Source organism: Lacrimispora brassicae (assembly GCF_054772055.1).
Genome location: NZ_BRYH01000006.1, coordinates 158,562 through 174,090, shown reverse-complemented (window position 1 = coordinate 174,090; position 15,529 = coordinate 158,562). Strand labels below are relative to the sequence as shown.

Genomic DNA, 15,529 nt, shown 5'->3' with positions numbered 1-15,529 from the left:
TCAGCAAGGTTTATGATATATTCCTTGCTGGCTCAACCTAAGTTTTCAATTTTCATGACAAAGCTGCTACATAAAAAAACTACCAACATTAATATAAATAGTCGGTAGTTCTGAAAACACTTATAATAAATCCAGATTTCTCAGCTACAAGTTGTGCTGACATTCTTCGTATCTGTAATTTTTACATCTAATTAATCCAAAATAAATCCCACATGATATTTACATCATTGTTTTTCTAATCCTCCATATTACTCCTGTATTTGGCAAATAAACATTTGGCATATCTAAATCAGCTATTGCCATATCTGATATATACATTGCATTATCAGGTCCGAAAGCAACATCAGTGGGTCTGCTTAACCCTCTTTCTTCTGGAAATCCCGATTTATTTATAGCAAATGTTAATATATCTCCATTAACAATATTAACTCTCAATATCCTATGCCCTACACCTGAACGTATATATTCGCTGGACTCTTCATATTGGATTCCGCCAAAACACGCAATATAAATGTCACCAAGCAGTCCGAAATCTGGTGTCTTGTTAAAGTCGAATCCCATTATATTGGAGCCAGACGGAAAAACTGCAATTGGTGTTGGCGGAAACGATGGAATGGTGTTAAGTAATAATTCAGGTTTTCTGCCTCTGATGGGAGTAAACCTGGGCATTGTAATAGGAGATCCCCCTGAGTAATCTGGCCAGCCATACCATGCCCCTGTATTAAATAAATATAATTCATCAAATGCATTAGCAATGGGTCTGCTTCCTCTTGTATCCATTCCTTGATTTGATATAATCAGTCGGTTTAAGCCATCAAATTTCATACAAAACGGATTACGAAGTCCCCATGCAACCAGTTCTATATCAGAGCCATCCATATTTGCTCTTAATACACTGCCAGAAGCTAATAGTCTACCCTCTTTCACTTGGAATTCTTGGATATTAGGAACTCCAAAAGGGGAAAACGCTCCGGTAACAGCCGGCTCCATAGCTGGTATCAGCACATTTTCAGTTTCATAATTAGTGTGATTAAGAATGATATAGGAACCTGGGAAATCGTGAAAATAAGGATGATCGAAAACCCAGATATTATCCAGTCCTACTACACCGGAATTTGTTGCTGTTCCCTGTCCAAAATAAATTTTCTCATCATTACTAAACTCGACCCGATTATTGCTAAAGTCTCCATAACTTGGCAAGCCATTTATAATATCTTCTCTTGTACCATCCGGATTAATAACAGTTACTACTCCTTTATGCGACACATAAATATATCCATTTTTATAATTTATTCCAGTCAGCGGGACATTAAAGCCGTCAGCAACAACCGCAATATTTCCATTACTTATGCGCATAACCCGAGGGTTCATTGTAGCTATTCCGGAATCTGCAATTAACATATCGCCATTTTCTGTGAAAACCATTCCAATTGGTGCATTTAATCCTTGAGCAAAGACCTCTATTTCATAACCCATAGGTACACTTATTCTATTAGGATCAAGCTCTCTCTGTTTATACGGAACCTGATGCATGTATAACTTCTGCTGATAATTGATTGTAGCGAAATTCACCGTTGATCTCCGCCTATATATATTATTTACAATATATGGCAACCTTTATAACATGATGACCACTCAGTATTAAATATTTCAACCGTCAGGATTCCCCCTAAACTTGCCAGTCCCTCCCGTTTATGGAGCATTACACTTTCGGGATAGCCCCCAGTTCTGCCCCATAGCCCAGGTTCTGGTCCTATCAGGATCCCCATAGCGAAGTTCCCGACAGTTCGTCATCAAATTCGTCTTTTATCAATCGAATGGCAAAAACATCAGCAACACGTTGCTGCCTGAAGTCGACAGGCCCATCCGGCCCCAGGGAGCTCAATCTTTCATAAACTCAGAATAAAACAAACCTTTATGCTGCTCATAATAGCACTCCTGCTGCATAATATAAAACAAATGCTCCTTTCGAACCAAACCTGGAGGCTGAAATTTGGAAAAAGTTTTGGACAATAACTACTATGACCTCATTATTAATAATGTCTCAATCCCCATGTATGCTTCCGGGGATAACATTACAACGCTGAATTTCAGGCACTCTCTTCTTCACATCCCGAAGACAAACTCGGATCCCTGCAACTTAGGAGTGTATCCTTATCACAGCTTTCCGACTCTCTATGTGCCAACTTCTACTGTCAGCATCGAAAAATCAGGGATCGGCACCGTACAGAGAAATCCTTTTTTAGGCCTGTTTGGGAGGGGGATTATTGTTGGAATCATAGATACCGGAATTGATTACCAGCACAGGGCCTTCCTTTATAATGATAACACCACCAGAATCCTTTCTCTCTGGGACCAGTCCGTACAAGAAGGTTCCCCTCCCGAAGGATTTACCTTTGGAACTGAATATAAAAGAGAGATTATTAATCTTGCCTTGAGATCAGATAACCCCTTATCCATTGTACCTTCTGTTGACACCAACGGCCACGGCACAGCCATTGCAAGCGTAATTGCCGGAAAACCTAGTCCAGATGGTACCTTTTCCGGTGTTGTACCGGAATCCGAACTGGTAGTTGTAAAGTTAAAGGATGCAAAGCAAAATCTTAAGGAAATCTTTTTTGTACCAGACGATATTTTGTGCTTTCAGGAATCTGATATCATACTGGGGATACGCTACTTGAATGCCTATGCGCAAAGTGTAAGCCGTCCCGTAGTCATATGTATCGCCCTGGGAAGCAGCCAGGAAGGTCATGACGGAAATGGCGCCCTCAGCAATTTTCTAAACTATTTAGGCAGGCTTCCCGGAATCGGTCTTTCTGTTTCCGCCGGGAATGAAGGAAACAACCGCCGACATTACTTTAACAATACGACGGAGGCTCCCTTTTACAATGACTTTGAATTAAGAGTAGGGGAACAGGATAAATTATTTTCCATGGAAATATGGCCCTATGCCTTTGGACGGCTGGCCGTAGATGTTTCTTCACCAAACCGGGAATCCACTCAGCTTATTTATCCCTCCATCGGTTCCTGCAGAATGTTCAACTTTATTTTCACTCCAAGTGTGATCTGGGTCAATAACTTTATATTTGAAGAGGAAACCGGTGACCAGTTGATATTGCTTCGCTTTAAGGATCCCCAGCCAGGAGTCTGGAGCATTCGGGTCCAAAGCACTGAAAACGAGCCCATATCCTTCCATGCCTGGCTGCCTTCCGGAAACCTTATTTCAAATGAAACCTTTTTTCTCAGTCCAAACCCGGATACAACCATAACCTCTCCCGGTAACGGACTCCATCAACTGACAGTTACGGCCTATAACCAGTTTAATGACAGCATACTCATAGAATCAAGCAGAGGCTACACCAGAAGCGGCATGGTCAAACCAGATATCGCCGCTCCAGGCTATCAGATTCCCTGTGCCGTTCCGGGGAACCAGTATGGAACAATTACCGGAACAGGAGCAGCGGCAGCTCACACAGCCGGCGCCATTGCCATGATCCTGGAATGGGCCATTCCCAGAGGGAATTATACTTCTATGACCGGATACGATGTAAACCGCCTGCTGATAAGAGGCGCCCGGCGTGAAAGCGCCATTATTTATCCCAATAACATATGGGGATATGGCCAGATGGATGTGAACAATCTGTTTCGAAGGCTTACCAATGTTTAAAGAACCCGGTCATAACCGTCACAGGTATCTGGAGCCATGTCATGGAATGAGGCATTTCCGTGAAAGACCATGTCTATTCAGGATATTACTGCACCCGCCCCCCAGGCCTGCCGTTCTTTCACAGCCACAACTTTATATGCATAAGGGTGTCCCTTTCTATCATGTGAAAATCATAGAAAGGCACACCCTTTATTTAAAATTCGGATTTTATGCAACCATTAATTCATTAAAGATATGTGATATTTAAACTTCCGGTAAATCTTCCATATAATAACCGCAGGCATGCTGAAAAACAAATACAGGGTGGACAACCCACCTATGACCCCATAAATAGCAATCATAATAATAATAAAGGTATTCATAAATTAATCCTCCTTCTCCATCTTTATTTTAATGAAAATCGCCTTGGAAAGGAAGAGAGAATAGGAAATCTTAACAGTATCTTAATGTCCTCCATCAGGGTCTGAACCGGCCGTTAAATTTAAATCCCGCAAAAGCCTTCCGGCTTGCCGTTGACAAGCCCCAAGAACTTCCTTTATAATAAAACCAGCTTCAATTTGCAATATAAACCAACTATTGACTGAGTTACTATATGAAAGGAATGATGAAAATGGCAGAAGTAACGATGTGTCAAAGCTGCAGTCTACCTTTTAACAAAGAGCATGCTCATTTCATTGCAACAGAACCTGACGGAAACAGAAGCATTTACTGCACAAACTGCTATAAAAGCGGAAAATTCATTGACCCACACCTGACCATGGAAGAAATGGCTGATATGATCGTGCCTGCTCTAGGCAGATCTATGGGAAACGAAGAAGCAAGGAAAGTAATCACAGCTTTATTGCCAACTCTTAAACGCTGGAAATAATCACAATCCGGATAAAATATAAACATTACCTAACCTATATATGACGGCAGGGGGCTGCCGCAAAAAGGGGACCAAGACCTGATATTGTTTACACAGAGGTGTGTAATATTCAATATCTGATGCAGACTCTCTCTTTTGCGGCAGCCCCTTAATTCAAAGCACTGCCTTATATTTCCTTGGACTGTGGCAAACCGGCCCTGCCGCCCTGCCGGATTCCATGATACTTATCATTTTCTGTCAGAGGACAATATGGCATAATAACAAAGATCACGGATCCCCTCATTATTGCGGCCGGCCTGCCGCATTGTCCCCTCGTATCTCATACCGCATTTCTCCATGACAGCGCCTGAATTGGCATTTTGGGTGTCATGCCATGCTTCTATGCGGTTCATTCCCACCTCATCAAATAAGTAATCCACAACGCGTTTAAGAGCCTCAGAAGTAATGCCCTTATGCCACCACTTGCGTCCAATGCAATATCCGATCTGGGCTGAGGCAACACTGTCGTTGAGGGATACCACGCTTATGGAACCAATGGGCTCAGCCGGGGACTCTCTTAAGGCAATGGCCCACTGGTAATTGTCCATCCCGGAATAGTCGTTTACCCACTTTTTCAGCACCATTCTGCTAGTGTCAGCATCCTTATGGGCCGGCCATGTCAGATATTTTGCGACCTGGGTATCGGAAGCCCAATTTTTAAACATTGCTTCCGCATCCTCTAAGGTAAATTTCCTCAATACCAGCCGTTGCGTTTCCAGATATACCGTTCCAAGGTGTGTCATAGTTTGCCCTCTCTTTCCAGTTTCTTCCTGATATTTGTATCATAATACCTGAAAAACTGATGAAGGTCAATATTAAGTTTTCAACGTCACCATGGATCGGGGGAAAACAACCGATTTGACTATATCCATTATTTTTCCTGAGTTTTGAATAACAGGTGTCTTCCATGGGAAGCTTTGAATTCCCGTTTGGGTGAATAGACGGAACTTCTTCCCCTTTCACAATGACACACAAATCGTTTTTTTACAGGAGTCTAAATAAAGAATCCGGTTTTCAATATCATATAACTCTTTTACGGCCTGTTCCGTAATGATATCTCTGCCTTTCCCCACACAATGCTTTTTGTTCTTAAAGAGCATCAATACATTTGCATCCGCCAAAAACCCATGGTCCGGAAAATGAGTCGTCATAATTACGGTCCGGCCAAGCTTTTCCACCAGACCGCAGATATGGGAAATAATCCTGGCCTGGTTGCCGAAATCTAAGTTGGAAACAGGCTCGTCCATAACCAATATGGACGTTTGCTGGGCAATGGCCCGGGCGATCAGAGTAAGCTGCCTCTCCCCTCCGCTGATCTGGGTATAATCCTTATTGCAAAGAGATTCAATCCCCAACAGCTCCATAGCTTCTTCCACTGCCCTCCGGTCCTCTCCCCCAAGCTTTCCCATGCCCTGTTGATGGGGATTTCTTCCCATGGCAATGACCTCCTTAACTGTAAATGCAAAGGGCGGAACATGGTTTTGAGGAACATAGGCGATCTGCTTTGCCAGCTCCTTCCTGTTCCAGCTTTCAAGGGGAATGTCATTTAACAGAATACCACCGCTTATAGGCTCCAGCAAGCGAAGGGCCGTCTTAAAAAACGTCGTTTTCCCCACCCCATTCGACCCAAGCACACACCACATTTCCTTTGTTCCGATGGTAATATTGATATTTTCGATCACTGCATGGCCATGATAGCCGCAGCTTAGATTTTTCATTTCCATTTTCATTTGCTTCACCAACCGCTTTCTCTTCTGCTCATCAGAAATATGAGGAAGGGGATTCCAACCAGGGATGTAGTGATTCCAAGAGGGATCTCAATGGTCATTAAACTGCGGCACAAATCATCCATCAGCAAAAGGTAAACGGCCCCTAAAAGCAGAGAGCCGGGGATCACATATTTAAAATTAGGACCCATGAGCATTCTTGCCAAGTGGGGAACGATCAGCCCAATCCACCCGATTGTCCCGGTCACTGATATGGAATATGCTGTTAAAACGGTGGCTGTAATGGTGATGACGGCTTGCAGCCACCGGGTATTCACGCCCAATGCCTTTGCCTCATCCTCACCTAAGGAAAGAATATTGATTTTATTGCTGCAAAACACCAAGACTGCGATACATATGGAAAAAGGCGCCACCATGCCTATGGCATCCTGGCAGGTGGCCTTGTTTAAGCTCCCCATGAGCCAAAAGGTGATTTCCGGCAGCTTGTTTTCCGTATCCGCAGTGTATTTCATCAAAGTGATCAAAGACTGAAACAGGCCGCTGACCAGAATTCCCCCTAATACCAATAAAAACACCGTATTATTTCCTTTTCCGATCCGCGCGGCAATAAACCATGCCATCATAACAGCCACAAGGCCAAATGCAAAGGCCATTATCTTGGTGCCGGCAATGCCAACCGACAAAACAATTCCCAGCACAGCGCCAAAAGAAGCGCCCGAAGACGCTCCCAGTAAATCAGGCGATACCAGCGGATTTTTAAACATCCCCTGATACGCCGCGCCGCTGACCGCCAGCGCTCCTCCCACCTGGATGGCAGCAAAAATCCGCGGCAGACGGACCTGATAAATGATATGCGCGATCTGCTGGTCTTCTGAATACCCTAACAGCGTCTTTATAACGTCTGCCAGGGATATGGGAAAACGTCCGGCCAGTAAAGACAGCAATATGGAAGCCAGCAAGAGAAGCGCAAGCAGCCACAGCATCCCCACCGGCTGTATTTTATTTTTTGTTTGATCCACTTCTGATCATCCTATCTTCATTTTTTTAATATTTCCTTTTTGGAAGTTTTCCCCCACCCGGGTCTCTCCCAGACAATAGGAGCAAAGGGCCGCTGGCATGGTAAACCTTAGGCGGCAGTCCTGCATATTGCCTGAAAGAAGGGTTTTCCCTTTTCGGAAATATTCCGCGGCATCAAAAGCCCCCTGTCCTGTAATCCCGTTAAGAAATAATATATCCGCCTTTGGGTTTGCCATTTTTACTTTAAATGCAAAAACTTCCCTTTCCGCCTGAGATACGATATCCCCTTTTGTAACAATAATAAGATCGGCATAACGAAGCATGGGGCCGATTTTGTGAGGGGTATTGATGCCTGATAAATTATCGATCACACATACAGCTAAAAATTCACGTAAATGGGGAGAGCACCGGTTACACAGCCCGGCACTTTCAATCACAAGATATTCAAAATCATTTTTAAATCCCCAGGCCACACACTCTTCTATGTTGCTGACAAAAAAATGATCCGGGCATAAGTTTCCCGAAAGCCCCACAACAGAACAGATCTGATGCTCCTCAAACCGGTCTGCATCCGAACTGGACAGGCAGTCAAATTTTGCCACTCCTGCCTTGTCCTTTCCAAGCTGTTCAATGATCCGGATCAGAACAGAAGTTTTTCCCGCAGAAGGCGGCCCGGAAACCGTAATCAATTTCATGGGCATAATACACCTCCGGGATGAACCCTCTGCCATTCCTGAAAAAAGACATCCAGGCAGTGTTCCGCCAGAGAAGGAATATCATGCTCGCGGATGAAATCCCATCCCAGCCACTGAAAAGCGGCGCCAGGGGGCAGCTTTGCATCCACCTCCCCGTTCATGGGCGGCGTATAAGCCTTTACACAAGCCTGGGCAAATTCATTTCCAATGATATAATCCGCAATATCCTTTACCCTCTCTGCCTCATCCTTTCTCACAAGCATGTACATTGGCAGGGTAATGGCCCCGTCATCAGGCCATATAATCTCCACCTCATCCCGCACACAGGTCTGGGCGAAAAACCAGGAAACAAGATAAACGGCTCCTCCTTCCGGCCGGTTGCTTCCGGCTGTTTTTGACATCACGCTGCCGTGAAGGGCATGCTTCACGTTTTTGGCAAATTTCCGGATCCCTTCCTCGCCATACAGCTTGTATATGTATAAAAACATGGCATTGGATATGGTGTCCCGGTCTTTTCCAAAGATAATGATATTATTCTCATAGACCGGATCAAGGAGGTCCTCCAGGGTCCTGGGAACCGGAAGGCTGCCCAGCCGTTTCTTGTCGATCATAAACATTTCCGCCATAACGCCGTAAACAGTATAAACATCCTCCGAATCCCATAAACCTGCCGCTTTTAATGCCGGATTTACGTTCTGACAGAAGCCTCCTGCAAACATCCCGGACATTTTTTTCTGAAAATCCAGACCCAGGTATTCATTAAATTCTTTTGAAAACAGCAGTCCCGGAAAGAGCTTTGGATCAGGATCTGCCCAGGATTCCTCACAGGTATCGTCTGTCATTTTCCCGAACTCCAAATAGCACTTTCTTGAAACCCTATGGTGCTTTTTATATTTCCGCTCCAGGTCTTCCAGGGCATCCCGGAAGGTGAATTTTAAGGGGCAAATGGTATTGCCGTAAAAATCCAGCTTTTCCCCCGGTGAAAAATCCTCAAGAAGATACTGGCGCTCTGCCTCTGCCTTTAAGACGGCATTGTCCAAATAATATAAAAAAAGCTCCTGATTTAAGCCCCTTACATAAAGCAGGGTCTTTAGCATGGTATCCGGGCCTGCCTCTTCTAAAAAATGCTCCGGCTCTTCGCAGTCAAAGCCATTGGACCGGAACACTTCAAAACTTTCCGGATACTGTTCCAGAATCTCTTTAAGCTTCATCGTTCCTGTTATCACAATAAACCTCCTGACTAAAGCATTGAAACCGATATCTCCACCCGTTCACCCCCGCGGAGCATCTGTAACAGCCTTGTTGTTTTTCTGTCCATATCTTCCAGTTCCTTTAAATTTCTCTTTTCCATATCGCTGGTCACCAGCACCGATTTTATGCCGCCATTTTCAATAATGATGCGCTTATCCCCCATCAAAGCAAGGATGGGGTCATGGGTAGACATGAGCACGATTTTTTGCTCCTGAGCCAGCAGGCGCAGCGCTTTTTTCCGATCTACTCCCGCATTTTCAATTTCATCGATCAGCACAATGGGGGAGGCACTTAAAAAAGCAGTGTCCGCAATCATCAGGGCACGGGACTGGCCTCCGCTTAACTCTGTCAAAGGCGTTTCTTTGGAAAACCGTTCTCCTGCCAGGTCATTGGCCGTATCAAAAATTTTCTCGACCACCTTGTCAAGGGATTGGATCATCCGGCTCTCCCCGTGAAGGCGCAGAAAACCCATGACAGGAAGATCCATGACAAAATTCATGTTCTGGGAAAGCTGGGCGATCAGTTTATTTTCGATCTGATAGCGCTCCCTGTCACTGGGGACACGGTCATCAATGAGGATTTTCCGTTTTGTCTGGGTATCTCCCTGGGCCAGGCATTCAATGTCTGCCAATAAGCAGCTTTTTCCTGATCCCGTGGGCCCCATAACCGTGATGATCTCCCCCTTTTCTATGGAAAAGGAAAGATTCTCACCTTCTCCCAATTTGTTCTCTCCTCCTATGATGGTGATCTTTTCCACGGATTTCTTCTTCTGTTTCAAAGACTCCATCCGGTTTAAAAACAGGATAAAATGATCTGCCAGCAAGGAAGGGGAAGCGCCGATGTCCTCCAGCAAATGTTCGGGGATTTCGTCAATAAACTGCCGGACGTTACAATGAGGCTGCCGGGAAAAGCCCTCTATACCGGAGGCTGCAAAAAAGTCGCCGGCATAGGGATAGGTTTCTAAAACCACAGCAATGTTATCTGTCAATAATTCCTTTGTTATCATGATTTGATTCACTTTCGCAAAGCGTTCTTTGTGATGTTTTCCACATCTTTATCGCTTAGTTCCACGTGATAAAACATCTTATAGAATTCTTTTGTTTCTTCCTTGATATCATAATCCACGTATTCCGGATACAGTATGGAATGGACCCATTTGATCCCAATGACCGTATTTACAGAAGGCGGCCTGTCAAACCAGTTCTGAGGCTGCATGGGTGTCTCAAACACCAGGCCGCTTTTAACTGCAGGGATAGCAGACCATTTCCCATCGTTTATGATGGTGTTATAGCTGCTGGAATCTGCAAATCCATTGTCCACGCTGCAGATGATCAGTTCCGGATTCCATTTCATAACCTGTTCAATGGACACGGCGGTGCGTCCGTATCCCGGCGTGATTTCACAATCTGCTACATTGATTCCGCCGCATAGGTCGATTAACTGGGAATGAGAGGAACCTGATGGGTCGGTATGAAGACCGTCCTGCTCTTCTGCATAGTAAACACGGATCTTTTTATCCTCAGGAATTTTGGCTGTGATCTCTTTTGCATGATCCAATGTCTTCTGGGTATAGGAGGCCAGCTCTTCTCCCCGTTCTTCCTTGCCCAACAGCTTGCCTAAAAAGCGGTAGGTTTCCGGTAAGTCCGTTAAATCACTTTTCACTAATATCACCGGTATGCCAAGCTGTTTCTGAAGCTGCTCTGCCTGATCCATGCTTCCCTGATCCGTTCCGCTGGAAAGGACCACATCCGGTGCTGCTTTGATGATCTCTTCAATGTTTCCCTGATTTCCTTTGCCATACCAGCCTCCCAGATTCGGAAGTGCTGCATAATATTCTGTCAAATAGGCTTTTTCTGCATCGGATATGTTCACATTTACACCGGCTACCATTTTGTCATCAAAGGTATACATGAGCATGGTGCCTATGGGGCTGGTGGAATATACGCGGCTGATGGTTGCAGGCAATTCCAGTTTACGCCCTGCATGGTCTGTAACCTCCTGGACTGGGGAATCGTTTTGTGCCGCCTGGGAGGATTCATTCTCTGTTTTTGCCATTTCCTCAGACTTGGCAGTACTGCTTTCTGTTACCGGCTGTGTCTCCTGGACTGCTGAACCGGCAGTGGTTCCGGCTCCTTTGCAGGCGCTTAATGCAAGTGTGATGCATAAAAGCAATCCTGACAAATAGATACGTTTCTTCTTAGGTATTCTCCGCATGATAAGTAATTCCTTTCTTTTTTTCATCCTGATTTTTTATGATCAACAAATTTTTTTAGGTGAAAATTGAAAAATCATTGGCCATTTTGTTCAAACCGCCCAAAAACCAGGAAGAATTTTCTCTTTTTTCTCGATATAAACATATTAATATATCGGATTCAAAAAATCAAGCTAACAAAAATTTTGATTTTTTGATTTTATTTGTTTCACATTCCTCTTGCCACAAATCAAAAATCTTTGTATAGTAAATCTGAGGTAATATAAGGTTGAAAGAAAAACATCTTTCAACCTTGAGTTTGTGAAGTAACTGAATATCCAAGCATATCCGTTTTATTCATTAGGAGGCAAATCATGCGTGTAATTACAAGAATAAGGATTGGCAAAGACAGAATTTTTATTGGCAAAGGCGTAAAAGAAATGCTGGATGCCATTGAACTGAATAAATCCATAAAAAAGGCAACGGAATACACGGGGATTTCCTATCCAAAAGCCATCCGGATGATCCGGACCCTGGAAGAAGAATTGGGATTTCCTGTTGTCATTTCTGAAAAGGGTGGAAATGAACGGGGAGGGACCCGTTTGACTGAAAAGGGCAAAGAGGTTCTTGAGACTTACCGGAAAATCGAGAAAACCGTGGAAGAATATGCGGAAAAACTGATTGAGCAGGAATTTCGTTTTTAAGACTTCAAACTTAAAATCTTCAGGCAACAGCAAAGCAGACCCAGGACAATACACAAAATGGCCTGTATTTTCAACAAACGCATATTTTTTCAGCCGCTGTGCATACTCAACTCGTGAGGTGATGATATGAATTTTTTGGATCTCTGCGAGGTTATTTTTCGGTGTGTTTTATTTGTGCTGGCAATTTATCATATTTACAAGCGGGAATTTAAGTTAATGAAATCCCTTATCCTGGTATTTGCATTGTCATTTTTACCTGGATTTTTGCATGGGGTATTTCAAATACAAGTTGATTCCTTCAGCATCTTTGTTTATTTGATCATCCTATTTATGGCATTATACCTGGGCAGCTCCTTCCACTTCTATGATAAATATAAATGGTGGGATCGTGCAATACATTTCCTGTCCGGCGCTGGGTTCGTGGGTTTTGGGATTGCAATTGCCGGTACAGGATCTGATATTATAAACTCCGTAATTCTGCTCTTTGGTTTTACCTTTTCCATAACACTTCATGTGTTTTGGGAAGTCCTTGAATATATAACCGATTGTATATTTCATGGAAATGCACAGCGATGGCAAAAGGTCCATGCTTCCATTAACCATGTATCTGAAAAAGCAATTCAGCCCGCCGGTCTTGTGGATACGATGAATGATATGATCTGCTGCATTGCCGGCGCCGGGCTTACAATTCTTATCTGGTGGTTTATTATATAGTTTTCTCCAGCCTTCCTTCCCGGAATCCATTGCGGTGAAGGAAGGTTATGCCGTTTATCTTAAAAGCGCCATAAATCCTGTCAGTTTGTTTACCTTTTTCTTGCTTCCATAAATAGCTATTCCAAAATAATTATGGTCCCCTTCCATTGTAACAGGAATTGAAACGATACCTAAGTGGGTTTGACCGGAAGCTTTGAATCTATAATCATAACACATTTCATATCACTCATACTTCAAAACTCCTCTTGTCTTTAAGAATGTTCTACTCTGTGAAACCAATAATCCCGCCAATGTAAGCACAATCCCGATCACAGCAATCCCTGTAATTCTTTCATGAAGCACAATAACGGAAGTGGCAACGGTTATTACGGGAACCGCGTAAATATAAACACTGGTTTTAACTGCACCCAATATTTTAACCGCAGAATTCCACGTTACAAAGCAAAGAGCAGATGCTCCCAAGCCTAAAAACAGGATGTTAAAGAGATTAACCGGCTGTATCAGTTGATTTATGCTGGGCTGAAATCCAAATACCAGCAATGCAGGCAGCATAAACAGCAGCCCATAAAAGAAAATTCTCCGCGTTGCCTGAATGGTATTGTAATGGAACCCGCTGATTTTCTTTGTCAAAACAGAATAGGCAGCCCATACCACGGAGGCTGAAACAGCCAGTATATCTCCCAGAGGATTCAACTGCAGGCGGCTGCTTCCGTTAAAGCTGATAATAAAAATTCCGGCAGCCGCAAGGGCAAATCCCATAAAAAATCCCAATTTCAATTTCTCTCGGTCCAAAAAACAATGGGCAAGAATGGCGGTGAAAAACGGTGCAATGGATACAATAACCCCTACATTAGACGCAAAGGTATAGGTCAGAGCAATATTCTCAAGCAAAAAATACAGCGTTACGCCGCATAAACCAGCTCCTGCAAAATACAGCTCCTGCTTTCTGTCCTTGATCCTGAATCTGTGAGGATAAACCAGAACCAGCAGGACATATCCTATGGCAAATCTTAAAAACAATATTTCAACAGGTGACATTGCTTTTAAGAGTATTTTAGTTGATATAAAAGTCGTACCCCAAATAAAAATCGTCACAAATGCAAGCAAGTGTCCTTGAATTTCTTTTTTTCCGTCCATGAAATCCCTTTCTATGTAAAAAATCAGCTTTGGATATCCTTAAAAATGTTCCAGTATTGTTTTGGTGTCAGCCCGATAAACTTTTTGAAAAAGTTTGAAAAATGGCTTTGGTCTGTAAACCCGGTCTGTAACGCTGCATCAATGGGCAAAATGCCCTGTTCCAGCAGTTTCTTTGCCTTGTCAATCCGTATGGTTTCTAAGTAGCTGTAAGGTGAAATCCCCTTTTGTTTGGTAAAAGAACGAAGCAGATAGTATTTGCTCAATCCGGTCAGTTTACAAAGGTCTTCCAGGGCAATGTTTTCCATGTAGTGAGTTTCCAGGAATTGGCATATCTCCCTCGCCTGCGCACTTTGTTCCGTATCTCCTGGAGGTACTGCCTGATCCGTATATTCTTCAATTAACTGTTCCAAAAGGAAAAAGAAGATTTCCTCTTTTCTAAAATCCTTTTCTTCCTCCATAATTATTTGATGCAATTCCCGGAGTATTGCCACCAATTCATTATGGAAAACCACCTGGGACGTAAAATAAGGCAAATACTCGTTTCCTGTTATTTCAAAGACAGCCTTGCTCATTATATCCGACTGAATATTGATGCAGCGATAATCCAGGGTTTTACCATCAATTTGCTCACAGGTATGATTATCACCTGGATTAAACAGTAACAAGTCTCCCGGCTCTATGGTATACTCCTGGTTCTTACAGGATAAATACCGGCGGCCTTTTTCAATAAAACCAATCACATAATACTGGTGAAAGTGATTGGGAAACTTCTGCATAATGCCTTGAAAGTGATAGGCTTCCACTTTCAATTCAGCATCATACTTTACCATTCTTATCTCCTGTTTCATAAACTTATCCTCCTTCCCCGATTCTCTGATATTCAGTGTACCACAAGCGGCAATAGAATTCTTGTATGATATTGCCCTTTCCCCTTAGAATCCGTTTACATATATGTTTGACTGTTGTCCGGCTGTTTGCCACACTCGGAAGAAAACCTCCATATATTTATGCTTCTGAATATTTTTCCTAAAAAACTTAATAATATCTTATAAAACGAATTGAGGTGATTATATATGCCAAAAAGCAATGTAATTCCAGAAGCAAGGGAAGCTCTTGACAGATTTAAATATGAAATCGCTGAAGAAACCGGCTTTCCTATAAAAAGCAATGATTATGGCAAAATGACGTCTTATCAATATGGCTATATGGTGAAAAAGATGATTGAAGAGCAGGAAAAACAGTTGATGGATAAATCTTAACAATCCGTTCCGTCATCTGCAATCAAATAATACCGCCATATAAAAATCACATTCAAAGAGGGGGTTAAAGATGGAAAAATACACCAGCGGTGCAGAATTACCGGTAGGCCTTGGCCTGGCACTTGAAGAATATAAGGCAATGGATCATTTTTTTTCCTTGCCCGGGCAAACACAGCAGCAGATCATCGATCATACTCAAACGATACAGTCGAAAGAAGAAATGCTGGCTTATGTTCACACAATAATGACACCAAAATAAA

The 15,529-nt window shown here is 43.2% G+C and carries 19 protein-coding genes; 6 read left to right on the top strand and 13 right to left on the bottom strand.

The genetic code is table 11. The features are described 5' to 3' along the window. Positions 1 to 219: 219 nt before the first annotated feature. Positions 220 to 1,572: a PQQ-dependent sugar dehydrogenase gene (locus ACYVD3_RS03885; RefSeq protein ID WP_460641196.1), complete on the bottom strand. Its 1,353-nt coding sequence runs from the start codon at positions 1,570 to 1,572 to the stop codon at positions 220 to 222. A 421-nt stretch (positions 1,573 to 1,993) separates the two neighbouring features. Between ACYVD3_RS03885 and ACYVD3_RS03880 the strand changes: the two genes are divergently transcribed. After that, on the top strand, positions 1,994 to 3,667 hold the full coding sequence (locus ACYVD3_RS03880; RefSeq protein WP_460641195.1) for a S8 family peptidase: 1,674 nt from the start codon (positions 1,994 to 1,996) through the stop codon (positions 3,665 to 3,667). Between the two features lie 218 nt (positions 3,668 to 3,885). On the opposite strand, the gene ACYVD3_RS03875 is transcribed toward ACYVD3_RS03880, so the two are convergent. After that, positions 3,886 to 4,029, bottom strand: a complete 144-nt coding sequence (locus tag ACYVD3_RS03875; protein ID WP_460641194.1) for a hypothetical protein — start codon at positions 4,027 to 4,029, stop codon at positions 3,886 to 3,888. A 248-nt stretch (positions 4,030 to 4,277) separates the two neighbouring features. Between ACYVD3_RS03875 and ACYVD3_RS03870 the strand changes: the two genes are divergently transcribed. Then, positions 4,278 to 4,535 (top strand): zinc ribbon domain-containing protein, encoded by a 258-nt coding sequence (locus tag ACYVD3_RS03870; RefSeq protein WP_460641193.1) that lies wholly within the window; start codon positions 4,278 to 4,280, stop codon positions 4,533 to 4,535. Between the two features lie 227 nt (positions 4,536 to 4,762). On the opposite strand, the gene ACYVD3_RS03865 is transcribed toward ACYVD3_RS03870, so the two are convergent. The 8 genes from ACYVD3_RS03865 to ACYVD3_RS03830 are packed head-to-tail and all read right to left on the bottom strand — an operon-like array spanning position 4,763 to position 11,478. Further along, positions 4,763 to 5,239, bottom strand: coding sequence for a GNAT family N-acetyltransferase (locus ACYVD3_RS03865; RefSeq protein WP_460641192.1), 477 nt, complete (start codon positions 5,237 to 5,239; stop codon positions 4,763 to 4,765). Then, positions 5,232 to 5,537, bottom strand: coding sequence for a hypothetical protein (locus ACYVD3_RS03860; protein WP_460641191.1), 306 nt, complete (start codon positions 5,535 to 5,537; stop codon positions 5,232 to 5,234). Before ACYVD3_RS03860 ends, ACYVD3_RS03865 begins: the two co-directional genes overlap by 8 nt. Continuing rightward, positions 5,534 to 6,304: an ABC transporter ATP-binding protein gene (locus ACYVD3_RS03855; RefSeq protein WP_460641377.1), complete on the bottom strand. Its 771-nt coding sequence runs from the start codon at positions 6,302 to 6,304 to the stop codon at positions 5,534 to 5,536. The genes ACYVD3_RS03860 and ACYVD3_RS03855 overlap by 4 nt, the downstream gene beginning before the upstream one ends. 5 nt (positions 6,305 to 6,309) lie before the next feature. Then, positions 6,310 to 7,320 carry a FecCD family ABC transporter permease gene (locus tag ACYVD3_RS03850; RefSeq protein ID WP_460641190.1) on the bottom strand — a complete coding sequence of 337 codons (1,011 nt, stop codon included), beginning with the start codon at positions 7,318 to 7,320 and terminating at the stop codon, positions 6,310 to 6,312. A gap of 6 nt (positions 7,321 to 7,326) precedes the next feature. Next, complete coding sequence (locus tag ACYVD3_RS03845) at positions 7,327 to 8,019, bottom strand: GTP-binding protein (protein WP_460641189.1); 693 nt, start codon at positions 8,017 to 8,019, stop codon at positions 7,327 to 7,329. Further along, a complete protein-coding gene (locus tag ACYVD3_RS03840; RefSeq protein WP_460641188.1) occupies positions 8,010 to 9,239 on the bottom strand; it encodes an ABC transporter substrate-binding protein in 1,230 nt (409 codons plus the stop codon). Before ACYVD3_RS03840 ends, ACYVD3_RS03845 begins: the two co-directional genes overlap by 10 nt. A gap of 14 nt (positions 9,240 to 9,253) precedes the next feature. Then, a complete protein-coding gene (locus ACYVD3_RS03835; RefSeq protein ID WP_460641187.1) occupies positions 9,254 to 10,270 on the bottom strand; it encodes an ATP-binding cassette domain-containing protein in 1,017 nt (338 codons plus the stop codon). An 8-nt stretch (positions 10,271 to 10,278) separates the two neighbouring features. Continuing rightward, positions 10,279 to 11,478 carry an ABC transporter substrate-binding protein gene (locus ACYVD3_RS03830; RefSeq protein WP_460641186.1) on the bottom strand — a complete coding sequence of 400 codons (1,200 nt, stop codon included), beginning with the start codon at positions 11,476 to 11,478 and terminating at the stop codon, positions 10,279 to 10,281. A 351-nt stretch (positions 11,479 to 11,829) separates the two neighbouring features. Here ACYVD3_RS03830 and ACYVD3_RS03825 point away from each other — a divergent pair, with 351 nt between their 5' ends. Then, on the top strand, positions 11,830 to 12,159 hold the full coding sequence (locus tag ACYVD3_RS03825; protein ID WP_460641185.1) for a winged helix-turn-helix domain-containing protein: 330 nt from the start codon (positions 11,830 to 11,832) through the stop codon (positions 12,157 to 12,159). Positions 12,160 to 12,285: 126 nt separating this feature from the next. Further along, positions 12,286 to 12,873 carry a hypothetical protein gene (locus tag ACYVD3_RS03820; protein WP_460641184.1) on the top strand — a complete coding sequence of 196 codons (588 nt, stop codon included), beginning with the start codon at positions 12,286 to 12,288 and terminating at the stop codon, positions 12,871 to 12,873. Positions 12,874 to 12,927: 54 nt separating this feature from the next. On the opposite strand, the gene ACYVD3_RS03815 is transcribed toward ACYVD3_RS03820, so the two are convergent. From ACYVD3_RS03815 to ACYVD3_RS03805, 3 genes are all read right to left on the bottom strand, one after another. Beyond that, positions 12,928 to 13,020 carry a DUF2000 family protein gene (locus ACYVD3_RS03815; RefSeq protein ID WP_460641376.1) on the bottom strand — a complete coding sequence of 31 codons (93 nt, stop codon included), beginning with the start codon at positions 13,018 to 13,020 and terminating at the stop codon, positions 12,928 to 12,930. A 75-nt stretch (positions 13,021 to 13,095) separates the two neighbouring features. Next, positions 13,096 to 14,010, bottom strand: a complete 915-nt coding sequence (locus tag ACYVD3_RS03810) for a DMT family transporter (RefSeq protein WP_460641183.1) — start codon at positions 14,008 to 14,010, stop codon at positions 13,096 to 13,098. 23 nt (positions 14,011 to 14,033) lie between these two features. Further along, positions 14,034 to 14,858, bottom strand: a complete 825-nt coding sequence (locus tag ACYVD3_RS03805) for an AraC family ligand binding domain-containing protein (protein WP_460641182.1) — start codon at positions 14,856 to 14,858, stop codon at positions 14,034 to 14,036. Between the two features lie 225 nt (positions 14,859 to 15,083). Between ACYVD3_RS03805 and ACYVD3_RS03800 the strand changes: the two genes are divergently transcribed. Together ACYVD3_RS03800 and ACYVD3_RS03795 are read left to right on the top strand one after the other, a co-directional pair. Beyond that, entirely contained in the window at positions 15,084 to 15,269 is a 186-nt protein-coding gene (locus ACYVD3_RS03800; RefSeq protein ID WP_460641181.1) for a small, acid-soluble spore protein, alpha/beta type, read from the top strand. A 70-nt stretch (positions 15,270 to 15,339) separates the two neighbouring features. Beyond that, positions 15,340 to 15,528 carry a hypothetical protein gene (locus ACYVD3_RS03795; RefSeq protein ID WP_460641180.1) on the top strand — a complete coding sequence of 63 codons (189 nt, stop codon included), beginning with the start codon at positions 15,340 to 15,342 and terminating at the stop codon, positions 15,526 to 15,528. The last annotated feature ends 1 nt before the right edge of the window (position 15,529 follow it).

Bases quoted from the DNA above. Each gene is read 5' to 3' on its own strand.
- ACYVD3_RS03825 (WP_460641185.1), top strand. From the start codon at position 11,830: ATGCGTGTAATTACAAGAATAAGGATTGGCAAAGACAGAATTTTTATT.
- ACYVD3_RS03820 (WP_460641184.1), top strand. From the start codon at position 12,286: ATGAATTTTTTGGATCTCTGCGAGGTTATTTTTCGGTGTGTTTTATTT.
- ACYVD3_RS03805 (WP_460641182.1), bottom strand. From the start codon at position 14,858: ATGAAACAGGAGATAAGAATGGTAAAGTATGATGCTGAATTGAAAGTG.
- ACYVD3_RS03800 (WP_460641181.1), top strand. From the start codon at position 15,084: ATGCCAAAAAGCAATGTAATTCCAGAAGCAAGGGAAGCTCTTGACAGA.
- ACYVD3_RS03855 (WP_460641377.1), bottom strand. From the start codon at position 6,304: ATGAAAATGGAAATGAAAAATCTAAGCTGCGGCTATCATGGCCATGCA.
- ACYVD3_RS03830 (WP_460641186.1), bottom strand. From the start codon at position 11,478: ATGCGGAGAATACCTAAGAAGAAACGTATCTATTTGTCAGGATTGCTT.
- ACYVD3_RS03875 (WP_460641194.1), bottom strand. From the start codon at position 4,029: ATGAATACCTTTATTATTATTATGATTGCTATTTATGGGGTCATAGGT.
- ACYVD3_RS03870 (WP_460641193.1), top strand. From the start codon at position 4,278: ATGGCAGAAGTAACGATGTGTCAAAGCTGCAGTCTACCTTTTAACAAA.
- ACYVD3_RS03795 (WP_460641180.1), top strand. From the start codon at position 15,340: ATGGAAAAATACACCAGCGGTGCAGAATTACCGGTAGGCCTTGGCCTG.
- ACYVD3_RS03845 (WP_460641189.1), bottom strand. From the start codon at position 8,019: ATGCCCATGAAATTGATTACGGTTTCCGGGCCGCCTTCTGCGGGAAAA.
- ACYVD3_RS03810 (WP_460641183.1), bottom strand. From the start codon at position 14,010: ATGGACGGAAAAAAAGAAATTCAAGGACACTTGCTTGCATTTGTGACG.
- ACYVD3_RS03815 (WP_460641376.1), bottom strand. From the start codon at position 13,020: ATGGAAGGGGACCATAATTATTTTGGAATAGCTATTTATGGAAGCAAG.
- ACYVD3_RS03865 (WP_460641192.1), bottom strand. From the start codon at position 5,239: ATGTTTAAAAATTGGGCTTCCGATACCCAGGTCGCAAAATATCTGACA.
- ACYVD3_RS03835 (WP_460641187.1), bottom strand. From the start codon at position 10,270: ATGATAACAAAGGAATTATTGACAGATAACATTGCTGTGGTTTTAGAA.